General features: G+C 38.8%; 19 protein-coding genes and 1 tRNA gene. 12 read left to right on the forward strand and 8 right to left on the reverse strand.

Features of this window, described 5'->3' with window-relative positions:
* Positions 1-4: 4 nt before the first annotated feature.
* Genes HMAT_RS17980 through HMAT_RS17990 form a run of 3 tightly spaced genes read right to left on the reverse strand, consistent with a single transcriptional unit; the run spans position 5 to position 1,457 of the window.
* Positions 5-496, reverse strand: coding sequence for a hypothetical protein (locus HMAT_RS17980; RefSeq protein ID WP_104384239.1), 492 nt, complete (start codon positions 494-496; stop codon positions 5-7).
* A gap of 50 nt (positions 497-546) precedes the next feature.
* Positions 547-849: a transcriptional regulator gene (locus tag HMAT_RS17985; RefSeq protein ID WP_104384240.1), complete on the reverse strand. Its 303-nt coding sequence runs from the start codon at positions 847-849 to the stop codon at positions 547-549.
* The gene (locus HMAT_RS17990) at positions 846-1,457 is read right to left on the reverse strand and encodes a hypothetical protein (protein ID WP_104384241.1); all 612 of its coding nucleotides are present in this window, start codon (positions 1,455-1,457) and stop codon (positions 846-848) included. The genes HMAT_RS17985 and HMAT_RS17990 overlap by 4 nt, the downstream gene beginning before the upstream one ends.
* 149 nt (positions 1,458-1,606) lie before the next feature.
* On the opposite strand from HMAT_RS17990, the gene HMAT_RS17995 reads away from it, so the two are divergent.
* A tRNA-Leu gene (locus HMAT_RS17995) sits at positions 1,607-1,688 on the forward strand.
* 68 nt (positions 1,689-1,756) lie between these two features.
* Positions 1,757-3,082, forward strand: coding sequence for a trigger factor (locus HMAT_RS18000; RefSeq protein WP_104384242.1), 1,326 nt, complete (start codon positions 1,757-1,759; stop codon positions 3,080-3,082).
* Between the two features lie 217 nt (positions 3,083-3,299).
* Here HMAT_RS18000 and HMAT_RS18005 read toward each other — a convergent pair whose 3' ends face one another.
* Positions 3,300-7,694, reverse strand: coding sequence for a translocation/assembly module TamB domain-containing protein (locus HMAT_RS18005; protein WP_104384243.1), 4,395 nt, complete (start codon positions 7,692-7,694; stop codon positions 3,300-3,302).
* 52 nt (positions 7,695-7,746) lie between these two features.
* On the opposite strand from HMAT_RS18005, the gene tsaD reads away from it, so the two are divergent.
* Positions 7,747-8,748: a tRNA (adenosine(37)-N6)-threonylcarbamoyltransferase complex transferase subunit TsaD gene (gene tsaD / locus HMAT_RS18010; protein ID WP_104384244.1), complete on the forward strand. Its 1,002-nt coding sequence runs from the start codon at positions 7,747-7,749 to the stop codon at positions 8,746-8,748.
* A 60-nt stretch (positions 8,749-8,808) separates the two neighbouring features.
* Here the strand turns inward: tsaD and HMAT_RS18015 are convergent, their stop codons facing one another.
* Entirely contained in the window at positions 8,809-9,630 is an 822-nt protein-coding gene (locus HMAT_RS18015) for a hypothetical protein (protein WP_104384245.1), read from the reverse strand.
* Positions 9,631-9,702: 72 nt separating this feature from the next.
* Here HMAT_RS18015 and HMAT_RS18020 point away from each other — a divergent pair, with 72 nt between their 5' ends.
* A complete protein-coding gene (locus tag HMAT_RS18020; RefSeq protein WP_104384246.1) occupies positions 9,703-10,611 on the forward strand; it encodes an energy transducer TonB in 909 nt (302 codons plus the stop codon).
* Between the two features lie 128 nt (positions 10,612-10,739).
* Positions 10,740-11,246, forward strand: coding sequence for a hypothetical protein (locus tag HMAT_RS18025; RefSeq protein ID WP_104384247.1), 507 nt, complete (start codon positions 10,740-10,742; stop codon positions 11,244-11,246).
* Between the two features lie 130 nt (positions 11,247-11,376).
* Here the strand turns inward: HMAT_RS18025 and HMAT_RS18030 are convergent, their stop codons facing one another.
* The 3 genes from HMAT_RS18030 to aspS form a co-directional block, all read right to left on the reverse strand.
* Positions 11,377-12,507, reverse strand: a complete 1,131-nt coding sequence (locus tag HMAT_RS18030; RefSeq protein ID WP_104384248.1) for an acyltransferase — start codon at positions 12,505-12,507, stop codon at positions 11,377-11,379.
* Between the two features lie 22 nt (positions 12,508-12,529).
* Positions 12,530-13,918, reverse strand: coding sequence for a LutB/LldF family L-lactate oxidation iron-sulfur protein (locus tag HMAT_RS18035; protein WP_104384249.1), 1,389 nt, complete (start codon positions 13,916-13,918; stop codon positions 12,530-12,532).
* A 96-nt stretch (positions 13,919-14,014) separates the two neighbouring features.
* Complete coding sequence (gene aspS / locus HMAT_RS18040; protein WP_104384250.1) at positions 14,015-15,766, reverse strand: aspartate--tRNA ligase; 1,752 nt, start codon at positions 15,764-15,766, stop codon at positions 14,015-14,017.
* 434 nt (positions 15,767-16,200) lie between these two features.
* Here aspS and mraZ point away from each other — a divergent pair, with 434 nt between their 5' ends.
* The 7 genes from mraZ to murD are packed head-to-tail and all read left to right on the forward strand — an operon-like array spanning position 16,201 to position 24,222.
* Positions 16,201-16,662, forward strand: coding sequence for a division/cell wall cluster transcriptional repressor MraZ (gene mraZ / locus HMAT_RS18045; protein ID WP_104384251.1), 462 nt, complete (start codon positions 16,201-16,203; stop codon positions 16,660-16,662).
* A 4-nt stretch (positions 16,663-16,666) separates the two neighbouring features.
* Positions 16,667-17,581: a 16S rRNA (cytosine(1402)-N(4))-methyltransferase RsmH gene (gene rsmH / locus HMAT_RS18050; RefSeq protein ID WP_104384252.1), complete on the forward strand. Its 915-nt coding sequence runs from the start codon at positions 16,667-16,669 to the stop codon at positions 17,579-17,581.
* 16 nt (positions 17,582-17,597) lie between these two features.
* The gene (locus HMAT_RS18055) at positions 17,598-18,011 is read left to right on the forward strand and encodes an FtsL-like putative cell division protein (RefSeq protein ID WP_104384253.1); all 414 of its coding nucleotides are present in this window, start codon (positions 17,598-17,600) and stop codon (positions 18,009-18,011) included.
* An 8-nt stretch (positions 18,012-18,019) separates the two neighbouring features.
* Positions 18,020-20,137 (forward strand): penicillin-binding protein, encoded by a 2,118-nt coding sequence (locus HMAT_RS18060; protein WP_104384254.1) that lies wholly within the window; start codon positions 18,020-18,022, stop codon positions 20,135-20,137.
* A complete protein-coding gene (locus tag HMAT_RS18065) occupies positions 20,137-21,597 on the forward strand; it encodes a UDP-N-acetylmuramoyl-L-alanyl-D-glutamate--2,6-diaminopimelate ligase (protein ID WP_104384255.1) in 1,461 nt (486 codons plus the stop codon). The genes HMAT_RS18060 and HMAT_RS18065 overlap by 1 nt, the downstream gene beginning before the upstream one ends.
* Positions 21,598-21,601: 4 nt before the next feature.
* Entirely contained in the window at positions 21,602-22,846 is a 1,245-nt protein-coding gene (gene mraY, locus HMAT_RS18070; RefSeq protein WP_104384256.1) for a phospho-N-acetylmuramoyl-pentapeptide-transferase, read from the forward strand.
* A 2-nt stretch (positions 22,847-22,848) separates the two neighbouring features.
* Positions 22,849-24,222: a UDP-N-acetylmuramoyl-L-alanine--D-glutamate ligase gene (gene murD, locus HMAT_RS18075; protein ID WP_104384257.1), complete on the forward strand. Its 1,374-nt coding sequence runs from the start codon at positions 22,849-22,851 to the stop codon at positions 24,220-24,222.
* Positions 24,223-24,240: the final 18 nt, after the last annotated feature.

The raw sequence follows: 24,240 nt of genomic DNA on the forward strand, positions 1-24,240 counted from the left end.
GATATCATTTGTTTAAGTTTATTTGAATATTTTTACTATATAATGCGATTTGGAATTCAGTAAGTTGGTAATGAAGTATGGCCTTGAATTCTATATGGTGAAATTTTTGTAAGGACCGCCCTTTGTGAAAAGTTTTTTTGTAATATTTGAAATGTTCCGGAAAAAGGATGCCTCCGATAACGATCATTCCGATCAGATAAAAGCTTATTTTTCCATTTCCCAATAAAAGGAATTGCATGGCAATTTCATCTTGTATTTCGGTTCCTGTTTCCGTTATAATATGAAACACATCGTGATTTTCCAATTTAGCCATAACATCAAATCCCTTACTCGCGTAAAAGAGACCTAAACCATGACCGATGCTACCGATCGGATAGGCTAAAAATTCTTCTTTGCTAATTCCCCATGCTTTTTTGTTCCATTTAAAAATATCTGCATACACCCTGGAAGACCAGTTGTAGAGATGGAGCATAAGTTTTAATCGAATTCCTTTCATTTTTTCTTTTTTAAAAGTACTTTGGTTTTCAAAGTGATTGGATAAAAAAATTATTTGTATTGTTGTTTTATTAAATTTTCTAATGCAATAAGATGATTTTCAAATGCTTTTAGTCCTTTTGTCGTTCTTTTATATCGGGTATTGGGTTTGCGGTCAACAAAACTTTTCTCCACGATAATATATTCTTCTTTCTCCAATGTTTTAAGGTTAGAAGCTAGATTACCATCGGTTACATCTAATAATTCTTTGAGAGAATTGAAGTCGTATTCTTCATTCGCTGCGAGAACACTCATAATCTGTAAGCGGACTCTGTTTTCAAATACTTTGTCATATAAAGAAAGATCCAATTTCACGATTCGTACTTTTTGTAAACGATAAAACCATAGATGATATGTAGCCCACCAAACCCCAATCCCCAAAATAGCAGTCCGTGGTCAGGAAGATACAATGCCAATAGTCCTAAGCATATTTCAAGTATGCCTAACCATCTCACCTCAGTAAAGGTATAAATGCTACCAGCAGCCAAAGCTACCCCATAGAAAATAAGCAGCATCCCTGCAATCAAATGATAATAACCCTGAGCAAGTAGGATTAGCGCTAACAGGCCTCCAGTTACTAATGGGATTGAAACTGCAAATAAAAGAGATTTGCTCGTAATGTTCCAAATAGACTGCCGACTTTTCTTCGCTTTTTTACGTGCCATGAGCCATCCCGTCAATAGTGAGAGCACAAGAATGAGAATAGCAAGTATTAGAAAAATATTTAACAGCGTTAGATCGCCCGAGAATTGATTGTTCAAGACTTCAGTATTGGTAGTAATGTAGTAGCCAAGTAAAGTGCCTAATAATGCATAACAGCCAATGAGTACACCCGACAATCCGCTTATAGAAACAAATTTGGAGGATTTTTCCATCAATGATCTAATCTGTCCAAGCTCTTTAAATAAATCTTTCTGTTCCATAAAAGTACTTTGATATTCAAAGTAAATGAATAATAATGAATTATGCAAGAGGAGAAGAGAATATTGAAAAAAAATAAAAAAAAGAGCATAAAATACTTGCAAGATATAGGTTTGGTTTCTATCTTTGTGGCATCAAAAGAAATCCTAATGCGGAAGTGGCGTAATTGGTAGCCGCACCAGACTTAGGATCTGGCGCCGCAAGGCGTGGGGGTTCGAGTCCCTTCTTCCGCACTTGATGTCCTCCCGAACTTAAAACCTCGGGAGGATTTTTTTATGAATGCGATATAGCTAAAAAGAGTATGAATATTTCACACGAGAATGTAGATGCAATCAATGCGGTAATCAACGTCGCATTAGCACCTGAAGATTATAATCCTCAAGTCGACAAAGAGATTAAAGCGCAAGCTAAAAAGGCAAAATTACCAGGTTTCCGTCCAGGTCAAGTTCCTGTGGGACATATCAGACGTACCTATGGTAAATCCATCTTATTTGATGAGATCAATAAATTGGTGAACGATAAAATCACGAATTATATTTCAGAAAATAAACTAGAGGTTTTGGGTCAGCCACTTCCTTTGGAAGATGATGCGCAATATAGCTGGGATTATAAAGACAACTTCAATTTTAAATATGAGATTGGTTTAGCTCCTGCTTTTGATTTGCCTTTTACAGCTGAGACTGAGTTTGCTGTTTACGATATCAAAGCTGACCAAGAGACTTTGGCGGATCGTATCAAAAACTTACGTCGTAGCTATGGAAAAATGACCAACCCAGAAGTATCAGAAGAAGGTGATGTATTGTATGCAACCTTAAAACAAGATAAAGAGGAAGGTCTTGAAAAAACAACTTCAATCCGTACGGATATCGTTGAAGATGCAAAAATCAAAAAATCTTTGGTAGGTCTTAAAAAAGACGATACAGTTAAAATTGATGTTAAGAAAGCTTTCAAAGCTGAAGATTTAGCACGTATTTTAGGCATTACTGAAGAAGAAGCTACAGCTTTGGATGTAACTAAATTTGAGTTGACTGTTAAAAATATTAACCGTTTAGAAGAAGCTGATCTTAACCAAGAGTTTTTCGATAAATTATTTGCTGAAGGTGAAGTCACTGAAGAAGCTCAATTTACCGAAAAAGTAAAGGAAGAAGTGGAAAACTTATTTAAGCAAAACTCAGATCAAAAATTACGTAATGATATGTATACTTTTGGTATGGAGAAAGTAGACGTTGCATTCCCTGAAGAGTTCTTGAAAAGATGGTTGAAAGCTACTAACCCTAGCATTTCTGAAGAAGAGCTTAACGAAGGTTTTGCTGATTTCTTGAATAACTTGAAATGGACAATCATTGAAAACCGTGTTGTTACTGAAAACGGTCTTGAAGTTAAATATGATGAAGTAATCAATTTAGCGAAAGAACGTATCTACGCACAAATTAAAATGTACAATATCAACGAGGAACCTTCTGATGAGCAATTGAACCAATTTGCAATTCAATTGTTGCAAGACAGAGAGCAGGGTAATCGTTTGTTTGAAGAAGCTAAAGCTTTAAAAGTATTTGATCACTTAAAAGGTTTGGTGAAATTGAACAGCAGTGATATCGAATATAAAGAATTCGAAAAATTAGCGTAAGCAATTTTTAATCATAGAAAAAGCCTTCCAAGATATTTGGATGGCTTTTTTTGTGCAGCAAATCTATTTTTGTCTCATACATCGCTTTTGCCTTATCTTTTCGGATCTCAATTGAATTTGATTGATGGGGTGATATTCTGTAAATCACTCCTATATTTTGTCGCTTTTCCATGTAATAGGACAGACTTGTTACTACTTTTATTTTAATTCTCTGCTGCTAGTTTGGTTGACTTTTCTTTACTTCTGTTTGTTCTGTTTGGGCAGGAACAATGCTATTATTTTTCTTTCCTAAAGGAAACAGCCGCTTTAGAAATTCGGAGAATGAGTTAAACTCTTGCCGATATAACAATCCAAAGGCGCTGATATATTCCCCATCATTTGGACTGAGAAGAAAATTTCTTGTATTTAAGCGGTTTGATGCTCGAAGGACGAGACGACCATCTTTGCGTAGGTAAAACATCGCCTCTGCATCAGTGGAGACACGGTCTGAGAATACATTCAAGTCAGTTAGGGCCTGACTTCGACGGTCCGAAATACCGCCTGTAAGAACCAGTCTGTCATTAAACAAACGAAGCGAAGCGGATGCATCATTCAGTGACTTGATATTGATATCAAAGAAATTGATATTGAGTGATTGCGCGATAATATTATTGATTTGATTGAACGCAATTTCGGTTCCTGCAGATAGTAATGTGTTATTTACCTCTTTTCCAAAATCACTTTGTGTGCCAGGAGTGAAGCTACGCCTGACAATCAAACTGAGTGCTTGCTGGTTAACATTGTTGGCATCAGAAAAATACCCCTGCAACTCATCCTTGACACCTGGGTTTTGTGGGAAATTGATGTCAAATGTAATATCTGGCTGACTCAACTGCCCTTTTAAAATCATATCTGCCTGCGCCAATACACGCTCAGGGTTTTCCTCCCTTCCCGCGGCATTATATAGGGGGGCTAAGCTTGTTCTTTGTTGGTAAATTGCATTGATATTGATATTCGCCTCAGCCGGGTTCCCTGCCCATCGTACGGTACCACCCTCCTTTAAATCAAAAATTTTGTTGATATAATCCTGCGCTGTGAAATTGAACTTCCCGCTATTAATAATGAAGTCGCCGAACATTTCAAAATCCCCAAGCGAAGATATCCGCATATTGAGGTTACTATTTCCTTTTCCAGATAATTCACCCATACTAGAAAAAAGGTTGATTTCGGCATTTGGTGTGATCAATAGGTCCATGTTCATTGTCAGACCTTCAAAATCGCGTTTCTTTTGATTTTTCTTGATCTTGGTAGAGTCTTTTTCAATGAAATAGATAAAATCACTATCCGAGATTGTACTGGCACTATTAAAGGGAATATTGATAACGGTGTTTTCTTCTGACTTAGCACGGATGTTGATATTCATTGCAGATGTAAGTCCCTTGAACTGGAAATTTCCGGAAGCATATGCGGTACCATAATAGATGTTATTATCTTTTATGGTTGTATTTAATACCATGAAGTTTTTTGCTTCAGCAGTTACATCTATATCAGGATCACTTAGCTTATTGAGGTCAACAACACCGTCGATTGTGGCTACATTATTTTTCTGATCATATATTTTGAGCCCCGTAAGGAATATTCTATTGTTGGTCACATTGATTTCATCGGAAAGGCGATAAGGCGTCTTTAGGTAATTGATAACCATTGACGCATTGTCAAGCTTTCCGGTTCCGCTAATTTTAGGATTTAGGATATCGCCCTCAATCGCTAAGTCTGCATTTACTTTGCCCTTAATATTTGACACCAAGCTTCGTAGAAATGGTTGAAAAACGAATACGTCTGTATTTACTAAAGTAGCTTTAAGGTCAAGCTTATTACTTTCGCTTAAATGGTTGTAAGATCCAGTGAGTTGAATTAGTTTATCACCTTCCTCTATTTTACTGTCGAGTTTGACGAGCTGGTTCTCTGGATCGTAATTGGCACTGAGCGCTAATGCGCCAATTGGAATGTTGTTATAAAGGATAGGAGAGGTCGCAATGTTGGCGACGACAAACGGGGATTTAAAAACTGAATTAACTTCGATCTTTCCATTTAAGTTACCTGATAAATTAATCCCGTGGGGCTTCGTAATGCCATTTAGGGAGGTGAGATTGAAGTCCTGGAATTTTAAATTGATTTGATCTGAAATGTCATTTGAGAGAATACCATCTATATGTACTTTTTGCTCTGCATGGCTTAATGTGAGTTTCTCAAAATACCATTTCCCCTTTGAAATTTTCAATTGTGCATCGTTATTTACAAGCCATTGTTCTTTGTTTATTAGTATATTAGATGGATAAAAATTGATGAAGGCTGGCTTTGCATGTGCAAACCGGATAACACCATTTAGATCTAAACTATTGCTTGCTTCCAATTCTGACATCTTAATGTTGAACTGTAAGCTGTCATTGACCAAGGTGTTTGAAATATTAACATTCTTAATATATGTGCTATCGGTAAAATTGATCTGATCTATGGACGTTTGTAACTCCATATTATTTAAATTGGCGTTTTGGTCGATGATGAGATGGGTGAGGCGAATGCCGTTATATTTGAATTCTGGGGCATAAAAATTAAAATTTGCAGTTTGCTTTTCACTGGCAAATTTGGCATTCAACGTAGCTCCACTATCCAGAGAGATATCTTTCCTAAAGAATGTCGCAATGGGTCTAAATGATTTGATATTGACATTCAGGTCAAAATCCTGACGATTGAACTCGCTCTTTTCAAATCCTATTGCCGGAGCGTAGCGCATGGCGAGTGCTTTAAAATATGGGACGATCGTATTTAGATCTATTCTCCCCTTGAGATCTATATGTCCAATAGCGGATTGTAGCGTAAGCGACCGTGCCTCTTGATCTCCTTCTGCAAGGAAATTAATATTTTTAATCGCAAATTTACCTTTGGAGGAAGTGAAACTTACACTGTCAGATTTAAATTCCCCTGTAATGTTATTGATGTTGTCTCCAATTAAGCTCGTGTGGAATTTAGTATCAATAATATTGATTGAGTCGCCATGGAAGAAATTGAGCTTTTTTAAATTAGCCTGTTGGATATCAGCATCCAGATGATAGTCCGGACGGCTGGACCAATCTATGTCAGTGGTGAACTTTAACCTGAGGTTTGGGTCGTTTACTTCCCCTGAGCCAAGAAATAATTGTTTGTCTATATTTCCATTTACTCGTATTTGCTGATAGGTATATTGCTTAAAATCGAAATTAGTGAGATTGCCGGCGACATTCAGCTTTAGGTGCTTGGGATCGGTACCTACTCCATCAAGCTGTAGGTCGAAGCCCGAACTGCCGAGATCTTTTACTTTTGTTATTTTACCAAGATCAAATGTTGGTGATTGAAACTTACCAGCATATTTTATTTCTTTACGTAGATCCAATCTTCCGTCAGCTGTAACATCGCCGATAGCTGTGGTGAAGCTTCCTTTTGTTTTAAAATTGTTATACTGACCATTTAGACTGCCTCTGAACGCGAATTTATTGAAAAGGGTAACCACTTCAGGAAGTTTGAAGTTTTTTAAATGGCCAAGCTCGCGGATAACATTTTCAAGATCGCTATATTCAGAGGCAATTAAAACTTTCGGAACAATAAACTCTGTTTTGTCAATATCAGGTAGACCGATAATGCTGAGATTACCGGCTAACTTCGTGTTTTTCCCGATGGTCAAATCTACCTGTGAAGCATTTATAGCTGATACGGTACCTTCCAGATTAGATTTTTTAATCTTTACATCAAACTTGACCTGGTGTATGGGTGAAGAAAAGAAAGCAATATCTTCAGAGTGAATGTGTGAGTCGCGCGCCTGTATCTTTACGTTGACTTTGTGAATAAAGTCCGAAAAATCTGAAAAATTAGCATAGCTTAACTTTAAATAGTTCTTGAATGTGGAACGATTGGTTGTAAGCATAAGGTCAGTCAGCTCAATGCTTTTGGTGCTGACTGACGCATGGGCCAGGAGCCCTTTGATAACCAAACCTTTTTTCTCGTTAAGATTGAATGTTTTGATATCCGCTGAGATTTGATTGGAATCAATTTTTATATTCTTAAAGTGTGCATTGAGTTTGGATATGCCTAAATCACCAAAGTCTACGACTTTATTGTAATGTTTTTGTTTGTGATTAACGTAGTTGAAGGAATTATTGTTGATGATAAGCTCTTTAATATCAAAAATTATCTTTTTTGAGCTTTTCTTTTTTTCCTTTTTTGGTGGATTGAAATAACGGATTAAAAATGAGATGTTGCTGCTGTCCTTAAATTGTTCGAAATTACTTTCTGTATTTTCTATTTTCAATTTGTTGATGACTACTTTATTTAATTCTATCAGTTGCGATAGATTGACACTAGCTTCTATTTTTTCGGACTTTATTATTTTTTTGCCTTCCGGTGTATGGATTTCGAAACCTTCTATAACAAGGGATTTAAAGGGTTTAAAATAGATGCTTTTTAAATTGATTTTGGTATCGAGCTCGTTGGATAAATAGTTGACAGCCTTTTGTGCAACAAAGTTTTGTACGGGCTTTAGCTGTAGTGATAATGCCAATGCAAGCAGTATAATGAATATACTACCCAGGACTATTGACATTATTTTAATTATTTTTTTGATACTTTTGTATTCTAATTTATTACCTCTAGCTATGGCTATTATTTTAGGAATTGAATCCTCTTGTGATGAAACCTCCGCTTCTATTTGTATTAACGGTGAAATTCATTCAAATGTTATCGCTACTCAGGCAATCCACGCAAAATATGGTGGAGTTGTTCCCGAGTTAGCTTCACGTGCCCATCAACAAAATATTATTCCTACGGTGGACGAAGCCATTCGTCAAGCAAAAATAAGCAAAAATCAAATAGATGCAGTGAGTTTTACACGTGGACCCGGATTATTAGGTGCGCTTTTGGTCGGAACTTCTTTTGCCAAATCATTTGCACTTGCGCAGAATGTACCGTTAATCGATATAAATCACATGCAGGCGCATATTTTGGCCCATTTTATCGAGGAGCCGAAGCCGAGTTTTCCATTTTTATGCCTCACTGTTTCAGGTGGACATACACAGATTGTTCTGGTAAAAGATTATTTCGAAATGGAATTATTAGGTGAGACGCTCGACGACGCGGCAGGGGAGGCCTTTGATAAAACGGCTAAGATCTTAAATCTTCCTTATCCCGGAGGTCCTCTTATTGATAAATTTGCAAAGGAAGGTAATCCCAGTTCCTATAAATTGCCCGAACCGCAGATACCTGGACTCAATTTTAGTTTTTCAGGATTAAAGACAGCTATACTTTACCTTGTTCAGGACCAGTTAAAACTAAATCCTGACTTCTTAAGCGAAAATATGGCAGATTTATGTGCGAGTGTGCAATCCCGTATTGTCTCTATCTTGCTGAACAAGTTGAAGAAGGCCGCGAAACAAACTGGGGTAAAGGATATTGCCATAGCGGGTGGCGTTTCAGCAAATTCAGGGTTAAGGAAGGGATTGATCGAAATGGGGGAGCAATATCATTGGAATGTTTTTATCCCAAAATTTGAGTATTGTACAGATAATGCAGCGATGATTGCCATAGCTGGATATTATAAATTTCTGAAAGGAGAGTTTGTCGGGCAGGATGTTGCTCCGATGGCTAGGATGCATCTTTAGAATAAGGTATTGTTCCTCTAATAGATGTGATTAGTGGAACAATACCTTAATTTTATAATGTTATAATGGGGAGCTATAGCCATAGGCTTGTGCAGCCGAACTAAATCTATCTTTTTTTGGTTGATAGAAGTTTAATTCGTAACCTTCAGCGCCCCAAAAGATGCTCACAAAACTAACACCTATTTCTGATCTTAGTACGGTGAGAATCTGAAAAGCCTCATTATCAAATTGCCCACCATCATCAACTCGCCAAGTACTAATATCATCATAGGTGGCCGGAAAATCCAAATTAATCAACTGATCTTCTTTTACGTAAGAAAATACCGCTAATGCCGAGTCCTGCTGATTTTCAAAAACTGTTAGATTGAATTCAGCTTTATCTTTTAGCACAGCGATGGTTGTACTTTTATTTATTTTCCTATTATATTTTTTCTCAAGTTTTTCCTTCACTTCCGGGCTTGTCTCATGCTGAACTTTTGTAAAAGGTTCAATTTTATATTGATTTATGAACGCCTGATTGACGAGCATTCCGAAATCGCCCGACTTAATTTCATTTTTTATCCTAAACAATGAACCTTCACTATTTGCAAAGTTCTGGGCTGTTTGTCTGCCATTACTCTCTTTATTATCCGTTTTGTTCTGTATAAATTCAAGTGGACTAACTTGATTTTCGATAATGACGTAATTGTATTTTTCGGGACTTTCCATGGCTTGATCCATAGGAAGTGCAATTAATGAATCTTTTTGTTGATTCAAAAAGCCAAAATAAGGTGAAATTAACTGTTCTTTATTTTCACTCTTAACCGATGGTTTGGTTTGGTTTTGACTGTTGCCACAACCATATAATGTTAGTAGAAGAATAGCTAAAAAAAGTGATTTCATAAGAGTGTGCAAAATTTTTATGAAATATAAGGGTTTCGCGCATCATAATGAAAAGATTTAAGCTTTAATGTTATGATGAACTCAAAATTGAATATCTATCGCAAAGAATGGCTGGATGTTATCTTTGCAGGCCGCAACAAAATGTACGGCGCTTATGAATTGCGGAATTTGTCAAATCGAGCAACCAATGTTGGGCTGGCCATCGTTGTTTCTTTTGCGTTCCTTTTGATTATGGGGTCTTATGGCTATAGCAGATACTTTAAGAAAGCTATACCTGAAACAATTACTACAATTGAAGATCTAACTCCGGAGGATCTCAATGATATTCAGAAGGAGGCCGATAAAAAAGAGGAGGTGAAAGAAGAGCGTATCCTAATGCAGGAGAAAGCGCCGCAACAGATAGCACAGGATCTTTCGAAGTTTGATTTGGTGCGTATGCCCGAGCCGAAGATTACAAAAGCAAGTAAAGTGACAGAGGATGTTGCTACACAGGATGAGCTGAATAGACCCAATACAATGACCGCTCGTATTACATTAAAGGCGAATGCTGCCGGGACACATATTGCACGAGGTGAATTTGGTCCGTCTAAAAAGGATGGCGGAATTACCGGGCATAAAATAGGGCCCGTGTCGGGAGGGGGTACAGATGGAGATGCAGACCAACCTTTTATTACGGTGGAAATCATGCCTACTCCGGTAGGTGGGCTCCCAGCTTTTATGAAGTGGGTCTCAGAAAACTATAGTTTTCCGCAGTCAGCTTTGGATCAAGGTGTATCAGGAATAATCGAGGTCTCTTTTGTTGTGGAACGAGACGGATCATTGACCGATATCGCTATAAAACGCGATATGAAGTTTGGAACAGGGGAGGCTGCAATTAACTTGTTGAGAAAAGCGAGGAAGTGGAAGCCAGGTGTTCAGAACGGACGTGCTGTGCGGGTGGCCTATACGTTACCTATCCGTTTAAGCGCAGTATCTCAATAAGATCTTTCTTAACTTTATTTAACAGATGAGGTTTTAAACTTTTGGTGGTCAAGAACACTCTTATAAATAAATAGGTTGAAAAGATGACCTGTTAAATTGAAAGATTGTTGATTTATAAAAATAGAGAGATGAAAAAATTGATGTTAAGTTTGGCGTTATCCGGATTAATGTTAACAGGTTTCGCACAGGAGAAAAAGGATCTTAAATCAGATACCAAAGAAATGAATGCACCGATACACAAGCATTCGAAAGATAGAAAGCATGATGGCTTAAAAAATAAAAACCCTGAAGAATTGGCTAAGATCAAAACAGATCGCATGGACCAAAAGTTGAAGTTTACAGATCAACAACGCAAGGAGGTGTATGCATTTCATTTGAAGCAAGCACAGGAGCATAAAAAAATAGCAGCAGAGCGTAAGCTATATCGCGAAAAAATGAGAAAGCAACGTGCTGCTGATCAAGAAAAAATGATGGGTTTATTGACTCCGGAGCAGCAAAAGACATTGAAAGATTCTTACGCTGAGAACCATAAAATGCATAAAGAAAATTGGAAAAAACATCGACAAATGCGAAAAGGAGATCTTAAGAAAGGTGAGGTCGAAAAAGCAGTTGATGCCGAAGCAAAAACAACATAAGGTTAATAAAAAGGATAGTTTTCATATTAATAATTGGTGAGTGTTAGTAAAAAAGGGGATCTATGATCCCCTTTTTTATGTTAATACTATCTGGTGTACGCTGAATCTCGGCTATCGAGCAGTTAGTTATTTAACGAATAAACCTTCGTGTAATCGAATTACTGTCAAAAAGCTTTGTTACCAAATAGCTTAAACCAAAACTCAGTAGCGCAATCGAAAGAATTTTTAGGGAAGCCGGAAGAGAGGTGATAGTTAAAAATGTATCTGTCAAAGCCTGTACAATAATAAAATGACATAAATAGATTCCAAATGTTGCTCCGGATATATTTTTTATCCATTTAGATTCGCGAATGTTTAGCTTTTGTACAACAAGAAATACCGCAACGGTCATCATTGCAACGTTGATATTACAGAAATACCACACGATCTCTAAATTAGCATAATTTCCGGGATAATATTTTTGGGTTATTAGAAAGCCAGAAAAGGTAATGATAAAGCCAATAGCGAATAATGGAGTAGCAACCAAGATAGTTTTTATCAGTGACCATTGAATGGGATATTTTACAAGATAATAGGCCAGTATAATATAACCTAAGAAGCCTGAGAAATAATAGAATGTCCCAAATTCATTCCAGTTACAGACGCCCCATATGCCCTGTTGTCCGTAGTTGCCCAAATACCCCAAACTCGGCGCGGCCATTTTGATGTATGGTGCCAGCAGCGTAATCCCCCAAAAAGACAGAAAATATAGTATGTCTTTTTTACTGGCTTGATTTAGCCAACTTCCGATTATCGGGATAATGAGGTATAAGCCGATCAGCATATACATATACCATAAAGGTGTTGTATCATAATTAAAGTTGAAGATCGCCGTATAGATTTTTATCCCTGTTGCCTGCGCTGTAAAATTATTCATGTCTATTAAAGCGCTTGAACTACTCTTAATAAAATTTAGATAAACAAAAAAAGCAATGGGCAGGGCGATCGACCAAAAAATTAATGGGATAAGTATTCGGCCTATTCTCTTTTTATAGAAAGTGGCAACATCGGTTTGAACAGGAAATAGTAATATACCGGACATCATTGCGAATAAGGGAACACATGCGCGAACAATGCTACCCCAGAAGACGCCTTGATGAAATGCGCTGCTATTGTCAAATGTGCCAACAAACGCGTCGCAGCTGTGCGATATCAAAACCATGAAGCAAGCTAAAATGCGCAGAAAGTCAATCCAAGGAAGGTACGTTTTTTTGGTAGTCATTAACAGTAGGTTTGGAGCGAAGTTATTCTTTGTTCTTTTGCTGCTCTTTCCATTGTTTAGAAAAGGATTTTTCCGCTAGCTTGGGCAATTCCCGTTGATCGCCCCAGGTTTTCTTAAAAAACTTTTTAAGGAAAAAGTTCTTGAATTTTCCGCCAAAAAAATCAATTAGTTTTCGACGTTGTATTCCGTATGTGAACCAACTCCAGACTTTTTGTTCCGTTTTTGTCGATAAGCCCTGTTCCACCGAATCCTTTCGGTTAACAAGAAGCATGCGTTGAATATCGATGCCTACAGGACAAACTTCAGTACATTTACCACAGAGGGTGGATGCATAGCTTAAATGCTTAAATTCCTTCATCCCATTTAAATGAGGTGAAATTAAAGACCCGATTGGTCCCTGATAAGTTGTTTCATACGTATGGCCGCCGATATTTTGATAAATAGGACATACATTCAAACAGGCTCCACAGCGGATACAATAAAGGCCCTGACGTTGTTCTTTCTGCGCAAGGAGATTACTGCGTCCATTGTCAAGCAGGATAACATACATTTCTTCGGGGCCATCAGATTCATAAGGCTGTTTTGGCCCTGTGAGTAGCGTGTTATAAACTGTTAAGTTTTGGCCTGTGCCGTGAGTGGATAAAAGTGGCCAAAATACTTCCAGATCCTGTAGCGTAGGGATGATTTTCTCGATACCCACCACAGCAATATGTGTTTTTGGAAAAGTAGAGGTCAGACGCGCATTCCCTTCGTTTTCTGTAATCGCTATACTCCCTGTTTCAGCAACTAAGAAATTAGCTCCTGTAATGCCGACTTCTGCTGCTAAATATTTGTCTCTTAATAATTCGCGGGCTTTTAGTGTTAACTGTTCTGCAGATGCATCTAAGGGAGTATCAAATTTTTCGTGAAAAAGCTTAGCGATGTCTTCCAGGCTTAAATGCATGGCTGGTGTGACAAAATGATACGGTTTCTGGTCTAGTAACTGAATAATATATTCTCCAAGATCAGTCTCAACGGCTTCTATGTTTTTAGATTCCAGAAAATGATTTAATTCAATTTCTTCCGTAGCCATAGATTTAGACTTTACAATCGATCGTGTTCTTTTTCGTTCGATTATTTTATAAATCTCCTCCCGCGCTTCATCGGCATCATTTGCCCAGATTACTTTTCCGCCACGCGCGGTGAAATTTGCCTCAAATTGTAATAGATATCGATCGAGATTTTCCATTACTTTCCATTTGATCAAATTTGCTTTGGTTTTGGAGTTTTCGAGATTTGCAAATTTGCTTTTTCCCTTTTCGAAGGCAATGCTGTATTTGTCGATATTGTAATTGATAATATCGCGATGTTTGGTGTCAAATGCTTTCTGTGCACTTTCCTTTAAAAACGTATTTGCCGTACTCTCTGACATCTAATCTGCTGATTTTTCACAAAAAAAGTTGGTCGTTTACTACCAACTTTTAAATATAGTGTTAATAAATTGTTTCTCGAAAAACGAGCTTGAAATTTATTCTTTTATATTAATATTTAAACTCAATTCATCCAATTGTTCTTGGTGAATAGTTGATGGAGCATCAATCATGATATCTCTTCCGGAGTTGTTTTTTGGAAAAGCAATCACATCACGGATCGTATCTAGCCCAGCTAATAACGATACAAGTCTGTCAAAGCCAAACGCTAAACCACCATGCGGGGGAGCGCCATATGTGAAGGCTTCCATTAAGAAACCAAACTGCTTCTGTGCTTCTTCAGGACTAAATCCCAAGTGTTTAAACATCAGGGATTGTAGCTCTCTGTCGTGAATACGGATAGATCCACCGCCCACTTCGACACCATTTAAGACAAAGTCATAGGCGTTTGCTCTCACTTCGCCGGGATTTGTATCCAGTAATGAAATATCTTCTGGTTTTGGTGAAGTGAAGGGGTGGTGCATCGCATGATAACGGGCGCTGTCCTCGTCCCATTCCAATAACGGGAAGTCAATGACCCATAGCGGAGCAAAAGTATCTTTGTCCCGAAGGCCAAGCTGCGAAGCAACCTCCAAACGCAGTTCATTCAATTGTTTACGAACTTTATCCTTGCCGCCTGCCATAATTAATAACAGATCTCCAGGTTTCGCGTGGAACTTGTTCGCAATCGTCGTTAACTGCTCTGGTGAGAAAAACTTATCTACCGAAGATTTTACTGAGCCATCTTCATTGACACGTGCATATACTAAACCTGTCGCACCGATTTGAGGACGTTTAATAAAGTCTGTTAAGGCGTCAAGCTGTTTTCTGGTGTAAAGCGCGCAATTTTCGGCATTAATACCAACAACCAGCTCCGCTGCATCAAATACGGGGAACCCTTTTTCTTTTGCAACGTCATTTAATTCGACAAACTGCATTCCGAAACGAATGTCCGGTTTGTCCGATCCATAAAGACGCATGGCATCGGCATAGGTCATACGAGGTACAGATCCAAGATCAATCCCTTTGATCGTTTTGAAAATATGTTTTGCAAGTCCTTCAAAAATATTTAGCACGTCTTCCTGTTCTACAAAAGACATTTCACAATCGATTTGAGTGAACTCAGGTTGACGGTCAGCACGCAAGTCCTCATCACGGAAACACTTAACAATTTGAAAATAGCGATCAAAACCGGATACCATTAATAATTGCTTAAATGTTTGTGGCGACTGAGGTAGTGCGTAAAATTCGCCTGGATTCATACGGGATGGCACCACAAAATCCCGCGCTCCTTCAGGAGTGGATTTGATGAGATAAGGAGTTTCTACTTCTAAAAAATTCTGAGTGTCAAGATAACGGCGTATTTCCTGTGAAGTTCTGTGTCTTAAAATAAGATTTTCACGTACCGGATTACGACGTAAATCCAGGTATCTGAATTTCATGCGGATATCATCACCGCCATCGGTTTCATCTTCAATCGTAAATGGAGGTAACTTTGCCGCATTTAATATTTCAAGGTTTGAAACCTTGATTTCAATATCTCCCGTGGAGAGTTTAGCATTTTTATTGGAACGTTCAATAACCTCTCCGGTTACCTTTATGACATATTCTCTTCCTAGTTCACGGGCACTAGCGCGTAAAGTCGCATCATCATCTGCATTGAACGTTAATTGTGTGATCCCATATCGGTCTCTAACATCGATGAAAGTCATACCGCCCAAATCGCGGGATTTTTGAACCCATCCACTTAGGGTAACCGTTTTCCCTAAGTCAGCCAATGTTAATTCTCCACAAGTGTGTGTTCTGTGCATATCTTAATAAAAATAAAATTTATGCAAAATTATTGGTTTTACTCGACAATAACGAATTCTACTGTTCTTATTTGAGCGCAATTCTCCCACTTTCAACCACGCTTTCAATTATTCATTTTCCAGAGCTCCACTTTCTCCCATTTTTCCAAAAAAAAGGAGCAAAATTATATTTCTAAAGAGGAAATTTTTACAATTCGTTCCCAGTTTTTGCAAAAATATGTAGAAAAATACAAAGCGAAATCTCAATCCAAGATGTATATGAAATGTCTCTTTAACTGCTTGTGAATAAGGTTTTATAGGGGGAGTAAGAAGTAGTTTTTGTTTTTTCTTGTAGCGATTTTTCGATGTGGAAAACTTTTTTATGTAGTAAAGTGGGGGAAAGTGGGAGAAAGTGTATACTTTTACATTTAAATTAGAATAGGATAGTTGACGATATGACTCAGTTGATCGGAGAATTCGAATGCAAGTTAGACGCCAAAGGAAGGATGGTGTTACCAGCTGCGCTCAAGAGGCAGATGCCTCATGTTGAGCGTGATGGGCTTGTTGTGAATCGCGGTTTTGAGAAACATTTAGTTTTTTATCCACGCGAAGAGTGGGATTTAATGACAGCTAAACTAGCGAAATTGAATCAATTTGATCCAAAGGTGCGGGCATTTGTGCGTGCTTTTACGCGTGGCGCGACAGAGCTGACATTGGATGCAGCGGGGCGTGTGTTGTTGCCAAAAAGCTTGTTGGAATTTGCGGGTATAACAACAGAGTTGGTCTTAGCCTGTCAATTCAATAAAATTGAAGTTTGGTCTAAAGAAGGGTATGATGATTTGATGGGTGATAGTGGGGTAGAAGATATATCGTCTTTGGCAGCAGAGGTAATGGGGGATATTAATTTTGGGATATAATAATATGGAGAAGGTGTATCATGTTCCGGTCATGTTGCAAGAATGCATGGATGCTTTGGCGATCAAGCCAAATGGCGTTTATGTGGATGTAACATTTGGTGGTGGTGGTCACTCTCGTGAAATATTGAAAAGGTTGGGGCCTGAGGGAAAGCTATTCGCTTTCGATCAGGATCCTGATGCCTTAGGAAATGTGATTGACGATCCTCGTTTTACGTTGATTCATCAGAATTTTAGATTTTTAAAAAATAGTCTTCGTTTGCATGGGGTGCGTGTGGTAGATGGGATTTTGGCAGACTTAGGTGTTTCGTCGCATCAATTTGATGCTGCGGATCGCGGTTTCTCCATTCGCTTTGATGCTGATTTGGATATGCGTATGGATCAGGTGGGGGACTTGGATGCAAAAGCGGTATTGGCTACTTATGCAGAAGAAGACCTGCATCGGATTTTCGGTATGTATGGCGAAATCATGAATGCAAAGTCGCTGGCGAAAACAATTGTGACGGCACGTTTGGCACAACCCGTACATACTGTTGCTGAATTGAAGGAAGTTATTCAACGGATGGTTCCAAAAGGAAAGGAACATAAGTATCATGCGCAGGTTTTCCAGGCGCTGCGTATCGAAGTTAACCGTGAGCTTGAGGCTTTGCAGGAATTTTTGTTACAGACTGTTGATGTGTTGAAAAGCGAGGGAAGATTAGTGGTGATGTCTTATCATTCCTTGGAAGATCGTTTGGTGAAAAATTTTATGGCCAAAGGAAAGTTTAAAGGAGATGTTGAGAAAGACTTTTTTGGAAATGAAATTAAGCCCTTCCATGTGCTGAGCCGTAAAGCAATTACGGCATCGCCGCAGGAACTGGCTTTAAATAATAGATCGCGCAGTGCGAAACTGCGTATTGCTGAAAGGTTGGATTTGTCTTAAAAAATGGAGCGAAAAGATGAGCAGGAATACGATAAGACAGAAAGAATTGAGTGAAGAAGTTCAAGAAGAACTGCAAGAAACTGTCGAAGAAAAGGCGGAACAAACAGAAGCGTTTATTAAAACGCTTTTTACCGTTGGAGACCTTTCCTTAAACAAAATATTGGAGTATTTGCCTTTTGGGGCTTTTATCGCCTTTCTGATGTTGTTGTATATCTCTAATCGTCACTTCGCTGAGCGAACTATCCGGAGTATCGATAAAGTGAGCAAGGAAGTCAAAGAATTGGGTTGGGATCATAAGTCGCTATCTGCTGAGCTTATGAAAATGTCCACACAGACAGAGATTGCGAAACGTGTAGACTCTTTAGGTTTGAAAGAACGGGTGGAGCCACCGATCAAGATTGAAGTTGTAGAGAAAAAAGAAGATAAATAGAGAGAGTTATGAGTATCAGAAACACGATCCTTGTTCGCGTCTATTTTGCCTTTGGACTTATTGTGCTACTTGCATTTATGGTGTTTGGGAAAATGCTGAAGTTGCAATATGTAGATGGGCAACATTGGAAAGCGTTGGCGGATAGTCTATCTATCCAAGAACGCGAAGTTGAGGCTGCCCGGGGGAATATCTATTCCAACGATGGTAGTCTGTTGGCAACTTCTGTTCCAGAGTACGAACTTCGTTTTGATGCTATGGCTGTACCTGAAGAAGATAATGACTATTTCAATCTCAAAGTTGATTCCCTGGCGATTAAATTGGCTGATTTTTTTAAGGATAAATCATCCCGGCAATATTTGACATTATTAAAACAGGCGCGAAATAAAAAGCAGCGTTACTTGCTGATCAAGCGTAATGTCTCGCATCAGGATTTAAAGAAGGTGAAGCAATTTCCTTTATTTAAGGCTGCTCGAGTTGGTAAAGACCGTTATCCAAGTAGTTTAATTACGGATAGACAGAATAAACGGATCTTACCTTTTGTGAACCTTGCGGCTCGGACTATCGGTTACAAAAATGTAAAGGAGAATATCCATGTCGGCTTAGAAGGGGCATATGGCGAGTACATTGATGGAAAAAGTGGCAAGCGATTGATGCAGCGTATTGCTGGAGGGGTTTGGATTCCAGTTAATCGGGATATCGAAGTGGCACCGGTTGATGGTTCTGATATTATATCAACCATTGATGTAAATATGCAGGATATGGCACAGCGTGCTTTAGAAAAACAAATGATCATAAGTAACGCGGATGAAGGCTGTGTAGTAATGATGGAGGTCAAAACCGGGGAAGTGCGTGCCGTTGCAAACTTCATGCGGGATAAAGACGGTGTTTATCGTGAAAAATTCAATCTTGCGATTGCGCAAAGTGCCGACCCGGGGTCAACGTTTAAACTTGCTTCTTATCTGGCATTGATTGATGACAAGAAAATTGATTCAAGTACAACTATAAATATTGGAAATGGTAACTGGCCGATTTACAAACATACCATTCGCGATTCGCATGCACCAAAAAAATCTATAGTTTCGGCTAAAAGAGCTTTTGAAGAATCTTCGAATGTTGGGGTTACGAAATTTGTATATCAAGCGTATAAGGATAGTCCGGATCAATTCACGTCAAAATTGCACTCGTTTGGATTTGGAAAAACCTTAAATCTACAAATTCCCGGCGAGGGCGTTCCTTTGGTTAAGACTTCGAAAAGTAAATCCTGGAGTGGGTTGTCCTTAGTACAGATGGCCTATGGATACGAAATGAAGATTACTCCTTTACAGACATTGACATTTTATAATGCGGTGGCTAATAACGGTAAATTGATCGCACCGCTATTTGTGAAAGAGATTAGGCACTTAGGGAATACAATTCAGCGTTTCGAGGCGAAGGTTATCAATGAGAAAATTGCATCAGATCATGCATTGGCCGAAGTAAGAGGAATGATGGAAGGGGTGATGACAGAAGGAACGGGAAGGAGTGTTGCAAGTCCATTGTATACCTCGGGAGGAAAGACGGGGACAGCGCAGATGGCGGATGGTGCCAGAGGTTATGGTGCTCGGAGATATCAATCATCTTTTGCGGGTTATTTTCCAGCTGAAGATCCGAAATACTCGATTATCGTCGTGATTCGGAATCCGAGAAATGGTTATTATGGTGGATCGGTGGCAGGGCCTGTTTTTAAAGAACTAGCGGATATGGTTTACGCCAATGACATGGAAATGCAAGGGAAAAAATCATTCAAAGCAGTGAATGTAGGTGGAAGAATGCCCTTGACTTTGCAAGGGTCAAGAGAGGCAAGTAAAAAGGTTTATGATAAGTTAGGTATTAATACAGTGAATTGGGATATGGTGGCGAGAGGCGAAGTGGATACATCGAATAGAGGTGTACCCTTTGTGGATTTGAAATATAAAGAAGGAATTGTTCCAAATGTAGTGGGTATGGGCTTGATGGATGCATTATATGTGATGGAGAATGCGGGATTTAAGACACATGTATTTGGAAAGGGAAGAGTGGGAGCGCAATCTTTGGCCGCAGGTCAAAAGCTTCCCTTTGGAACGGCGATAAATTTAGAACTTAAGTAATGATGGATTTAAAAAAAGTATTGCATGCTATCCCTGTTCAACAGGTGGTGGGAAACCTCGAAGAGGTCGAAGTGCACTCTTTGTGCTTTGATTCCAGAAGAGTGGAGCTGGGAAGTTTATTTATCGCTGTAAGAGGTGTGCAGACAGATGGACATTTATTCGTTGATAAAGCAATCACTTCCGGCGCTAGAGCAGTTATCGTCGAGGAGCTTCCGGCGGACACGTTGGACTCTGTCGCCTATATCCTGGTTGCGGATTCCGCTTATGCTTTGGGAGTTGCTTCGGCTAATTTCTATGGCAATCCATCGGAGCAACTTAAGCTGGTTGGTGTGACTGGAACAAACGGAAAAACAACGGTGGCAACGCTGTTGTTCCAGTTGTTTACTGAATTGGGGTATCATGTTGGCTTACTGTCAACAGTACAGAATCAAATTGGTACAAGGGTAATTCCTGCAACACATACGACACCAGATCCTATTCAACTGAATAAGCTGTTACGGGATATGGTAGATGATGGTTGCGACTATACTTTTATGGAAGTAAGCTCTCATGCTGTGGTGCAAGAGCGTATTGCGGGATTGGTATTTGCCGGTGCGATATTTACGAATATTACACATGATCACCTGGATTTTCATAAAACTTTTGATAATTATATCAAAGCAAAGAAGAAATTCTTTGATGATCTGGATGCACATGCTTTTGCCTTAACGAATGCCGATGACCGAAATGGTCAGGTTATGTTGCAAAACACAGTTGCGCACAGAAAGAGCTACGGTTTGCGTTCCGGAGCAGATTTTAAAGCAAAAGTTATTGAAAGCCATTTTGATGGTATGTTGATGAGTATCGATGGACAGGAAGTATGGGTCAAATTGATTGGCGACTTTAATGCATATAATCTGTTGGCCGTGTATGGTTCAGCAATCTTATTGGAGCAGGAAACAGTAAAAGTGCTGACTGCTTTAAGTACACTGAAGGGTGCAGAAGGTCGTTTTGAAACCATGAAATCTACTTCGGGTGTTTTCGGTATAGTGGATTATGCCCATACACCGGATGCTGTGGAAAATGTCTTAAAAACGATCAGTTCTTTGCGACATCCGGAGCAAAAGATTATTACTGTTTTAGGCTGCGGCGGCGATCGGGATAAAACAAAGAGACCGGAAATGGCAGAAGCAGCATTGCGTTATAGCGACCGTTTTGTGATTACTTCAGATAACCCGCGCACGGAAGATCCCTATCAGATTATCAAAGATATTGAGGCTGGTGTCGGAGCTGACCAAAAGGCAAAAACACTTTCAATTGCTGACCGTAAAGAGGCAATACGTACAGCCTATCAATTGGCAAATCCGGGTGATATTATTTTGGTGGCTGGAAAAGGACATGAAAAATATCAAGATGTGAATGGTGTAAAACACCATTTTGATGATAAAGAAATTTTAGAGAATACATTTAACGAAAAATAGAAATATGTTGTACCATCTATTTACGTGGCTTAGTGAATATATCCATATACCTGGGGGCGGGTTGTTCCAATACATCTCCTTTCGGACGTCTATGGCTGTAATCGCTTCATTAATTATTACCACGGTTTTTGGGGGGAAATTGATCCAATTCTTGCATAATAAACAAGTTGGAGAGACAATTCGTGATTTAGGGCTGGAAGGTGAAAAAAAGAAAGCTGGTACACCTACGATGGGAGGTATAATAATCATCGCCGGGATATTGATTCCGACACTATTATTTGCCAAATTGACGAATATCTATGTGATTATCATGATCGTAACGACATTGTGGATGGGTGCGATAGGATTTTTGGATGATTATATTAAAGTCTTTAGACATAATAAAGAAGGATTAGCGGGTAAATTTAAAGTTGTCGGTCAAGTTGGTTTAGGGGCAATAATTGCCTGTACAATGTATTTTCATCCGGATATTGTGGTTAGAAAGGGTGTGGACAAACCGACATCTACTAAACCAGTGGAGGTGGTTATCAATGAGGGGACAGGAGAAAAAACATATGCTGAAAATGTAAAATCTTCTAAAACGAATATTCCGTTTTATAAGAATAATGAATTTGACTACGCCAAAGTATTCAAGATGTTTGGCTTGCAAAGTGACTACCTGACTTTTATCGTCTTTTTGGTTGTTGTCATTTTTATCGTTACCGCAGTATCCAACGGTGCTAATATTACCGATGGTATTGACGGTCTGGCCACAAGTACCTCGGCGATCATTGGGGTTACTTTAGCAATTTTGGCTTATGTATCGGGTAACGTGATCTTTTCTGATTACCTCAATATCATGTATATCCCCAATTCGGGAGAACTTGTCATTTTTGCGGGGGCATTTGTAGGCGCCTGTGTAGGTTTCCTTTGGTACAATACCTATCCTGCACAAGTTTTTATGGGGGATACAGGCAGCTTGGCAATCGGAGGTATCATTGCTGCTTTTGCTATTTTGATCCGCAAAGAATTGTTGATTCCCATTTTGTGTGGTGTGTTTTTATTAGAGAATCTTTCGGTCATCCTACAGGTTTCCTATTTCAAATACACCAAAAAGAAATATGGTGAGGGAAGAAGGATTTTTTTAATGTCGCCTCTGCATCACCACTTCCAGAAGAAGGGGTATCATGAAGCGAAAATTGTAACTCGTTTTGTCATTGTGGGAATAATTTTGGCCATTCTGACAATTGTAACATTAAAAATTAGATAACGATGTCAAATATTTCAACTACATATTACCCCCAATCAGGAAGCCTTGTCATTTTAGGTGCAGGCGAAAGCGGTGTGGGTACTGCGATCCTTGGAAAGGAAAAGGGATATGATGTATTTGTGTCGGATAAAGGGCTGATCGCTGATCACTATAAAGAGCAATTAAAGGCTGAGGGAATTGCTTTTGAAGAGGGGAATCATGATGAGATGCGGATATTGAATGCGGCACTTGTGGTCAAGAGTCCAGGAATTCCAGAAACAGTTCCATTGGTGGTCGCGCTAAAAGAAAAAAATATTCCGGTGATAGCCGAAATAGAATTTGCAGCCCAATATACCGCAGCCAAGTTAATTTGTATTACAGGATCTAATGGAAAGTCCACAACAACGATGTTGACTTACGAAATGCTAAAGCATGGTGGTCTTAATGTTGGTTTGGCTGGTAATATTGGAAAGAGCTTTGCGCTTCAAGTAGCACGTGAAAGTTTTGATTGTTACGTATTGGAAATATCCAGCTTTATGTTGGACGATATGTACCATTTTAGAGCGGATATTGCTGTAATACTTAATATCACTCCAGATCATTTGGATCGTTATGACCACAAAATGGAAAATTATGTGGATTCTAAATTCAGAATGATTCAAAATCAGACAGAGAAGGATTATTTTATATACTGCCTGGATGATCCTGAGACAATAAAAGGATTGGAAAGACATCAGAGTAAAGGGACATACCTGCCTTTTACACAAGAACAGCTTGTTGAGTTGGGAGCGTATTTAACGGCCAACAAAACAATGATTATTAATACACCAAATAACGATACATTCACTATGAGAACTGAGGAATTGTCATTGCAAGGGAAGCATAATATTTATAATAGTATGGCTTCTGGATTAATTGCAAAAGTGCAGGAGTTGAGAAATCAAGCGATGAAGGAAAGTATGGGGTCGTATGTGAATATTCCACATCGTCTTGAACATGTTGCTTGTATCGGCGGAGTCAATTATATCAATGATTCGAAAGCCACTAATGTCAATTCAGTATGGTATGCTTTGGAGAGTTTTTCAACACCAATCGTATTGTTATTGGGTGGTGTGGATAAAGGAAATGACTATAGTATGCTGACCGACCTGGTAAAGGATAAAGTGCGCGCAATTGTGTGTTTGGGAAAAGATACTGCAGCAATTCATAAAGCTTTTGAACAAGATGTTGAGATCATTGTCAACAGTACTTCCATGCATGATGCTGTTGTTTTGTCTTCACATTTGGCCAAAAAGGGAGATACGGTATTATTGTCTCCGGCCTGTGCGAGCTTTGACTGGTTTAAAAACTATGAAGATCGTGGCGATAAATTTAAGGCTGCTGTAATGGAATTATAATAAATGGTACAACCATAA

The sequence above is a fragment of the Sphingobacterium sp. HMA12 genome (genome assembly GCF_002933815.1).
Lineage (GTDB): Bacteria > Bacteroidota > Bacteroidia > Sphingobacteriales > Sphingobacteriaceae > Sphingobacterium.

Coding starts and splice junctions, on each gene's coding strand:
- HMAT_RS18005 (WP_104384243.1), bottom strand. CDS start 7,694: ATGTCAATAGTCCTGGGTAGTATATTCATTATACTGCTTGCATTGGCA.
- HMAT_RS17980 (WP_104384239.1), bottom strand. CDS start 496: ATGAAAGGAATTCGATTAAAACTTATGCTCCATCTCTACAACTGGTCT.
- HMAT_RS18000 (WP_104384242.1), top strand. CDS start 1,757: ATGAATATTTCACACGAGAATGTAGATGCAATCAATGCGGTAATCAAC.
- mraZ (WP_104384251.1), top strand. CDS start 16,201: ATGACTCAGTTGATCGGAGAATTCGAATGCAAGTTAGACGCCAAAGGA.
- HMAT_RS18065 (WP_104384255.1), top strand. CDS start 20,137: ATGATGGATTTAAAAAAAGTATTGCATGCTATCCCTGTTCAACAGGTG.
- mraY (WP_104384256.1), top strand. CDS start 21,602: ATGTTGTACCATCTATTTACGTGGCTTAGTGAATATATCCATATACCT.
- tsaD (WP_104384244.1), top strand. CDS start 7,747: ATGGCTATTATTTTAGGAATTGAATCCTCTTGTGATGAAACCTCCGCT.
- HMAT_RS18030 (WP_104384248.1), bottom strand. CDS start 12,507: ATGACTACCAAAAAAACGTACCTTCCTTGGATTGACTTTCTGCGCATT.
- HMAT_RS18020 (WP_104384246.1), top strand. CDS start 9,703: ATGATGAACTCAAAATTGAATATCTATCGCAAAGAATGGCTGGATGTT.
- rsmH (WP_104384252.1), top strand. CDS start 16,667: ATGGAGAAGGTGTATCATGTTCCGGTCATGTTGCAAGAATGCATGGAT.
- HMAT_RS18055 (WP_104384253.1), top strand. CDS start 17,598: ATGAGCAGGAATACGATAAGACAGAAAGAATTGAGTGAAGAAGTTCAA.
- HMAT_RS18015 (WP_104384245.1), bottom strand. CDS start 9,630: ATGAAATCACTTTTTTTAGCTATTCTTCTACTAACATTATATGGTTGT.
- HMAT_RS18060 (WP_104384254.1), top strand. CDS start 18,020: ATGAGTATCAGAAACACGATCCTTGTTCGCGTCTATTTTGCCTTTGGA.
- aspS (WP_104384250.1), bottom strand. CDS start 15,766: ATGCACAGAACACACACTTGTGGAGAATTAACATTGGCTGACTTAGGG.
- murD (WP_104384257.1), top strand. CDS start 22,849: ATGTCAAATATTTCAACTACATATTACCCCCAATCAGGAAGCCTTGTC.
- HMAT_RS17990 (WP_104384241.1), bottom strand. CDS start 1,457: ATGGAACAGAAAGATTTATTTAAAGAGCTTGGACAGATTAGATCATTG.
- HMAT_RS18025 (WP_104384247.1), top strand. CDS start 10,740: ATGAAAAAATTGATGTTAAGTTTGGCGTTATCCGGATTAATGTTAACA.
- HMAT_RS18035 (WP_104384249.1), bottom strand. CDS start 13,918: ATGTCAGAGAGTACGGCAAATACGTTTTTAAAGGAAAGTGCACAGAAA.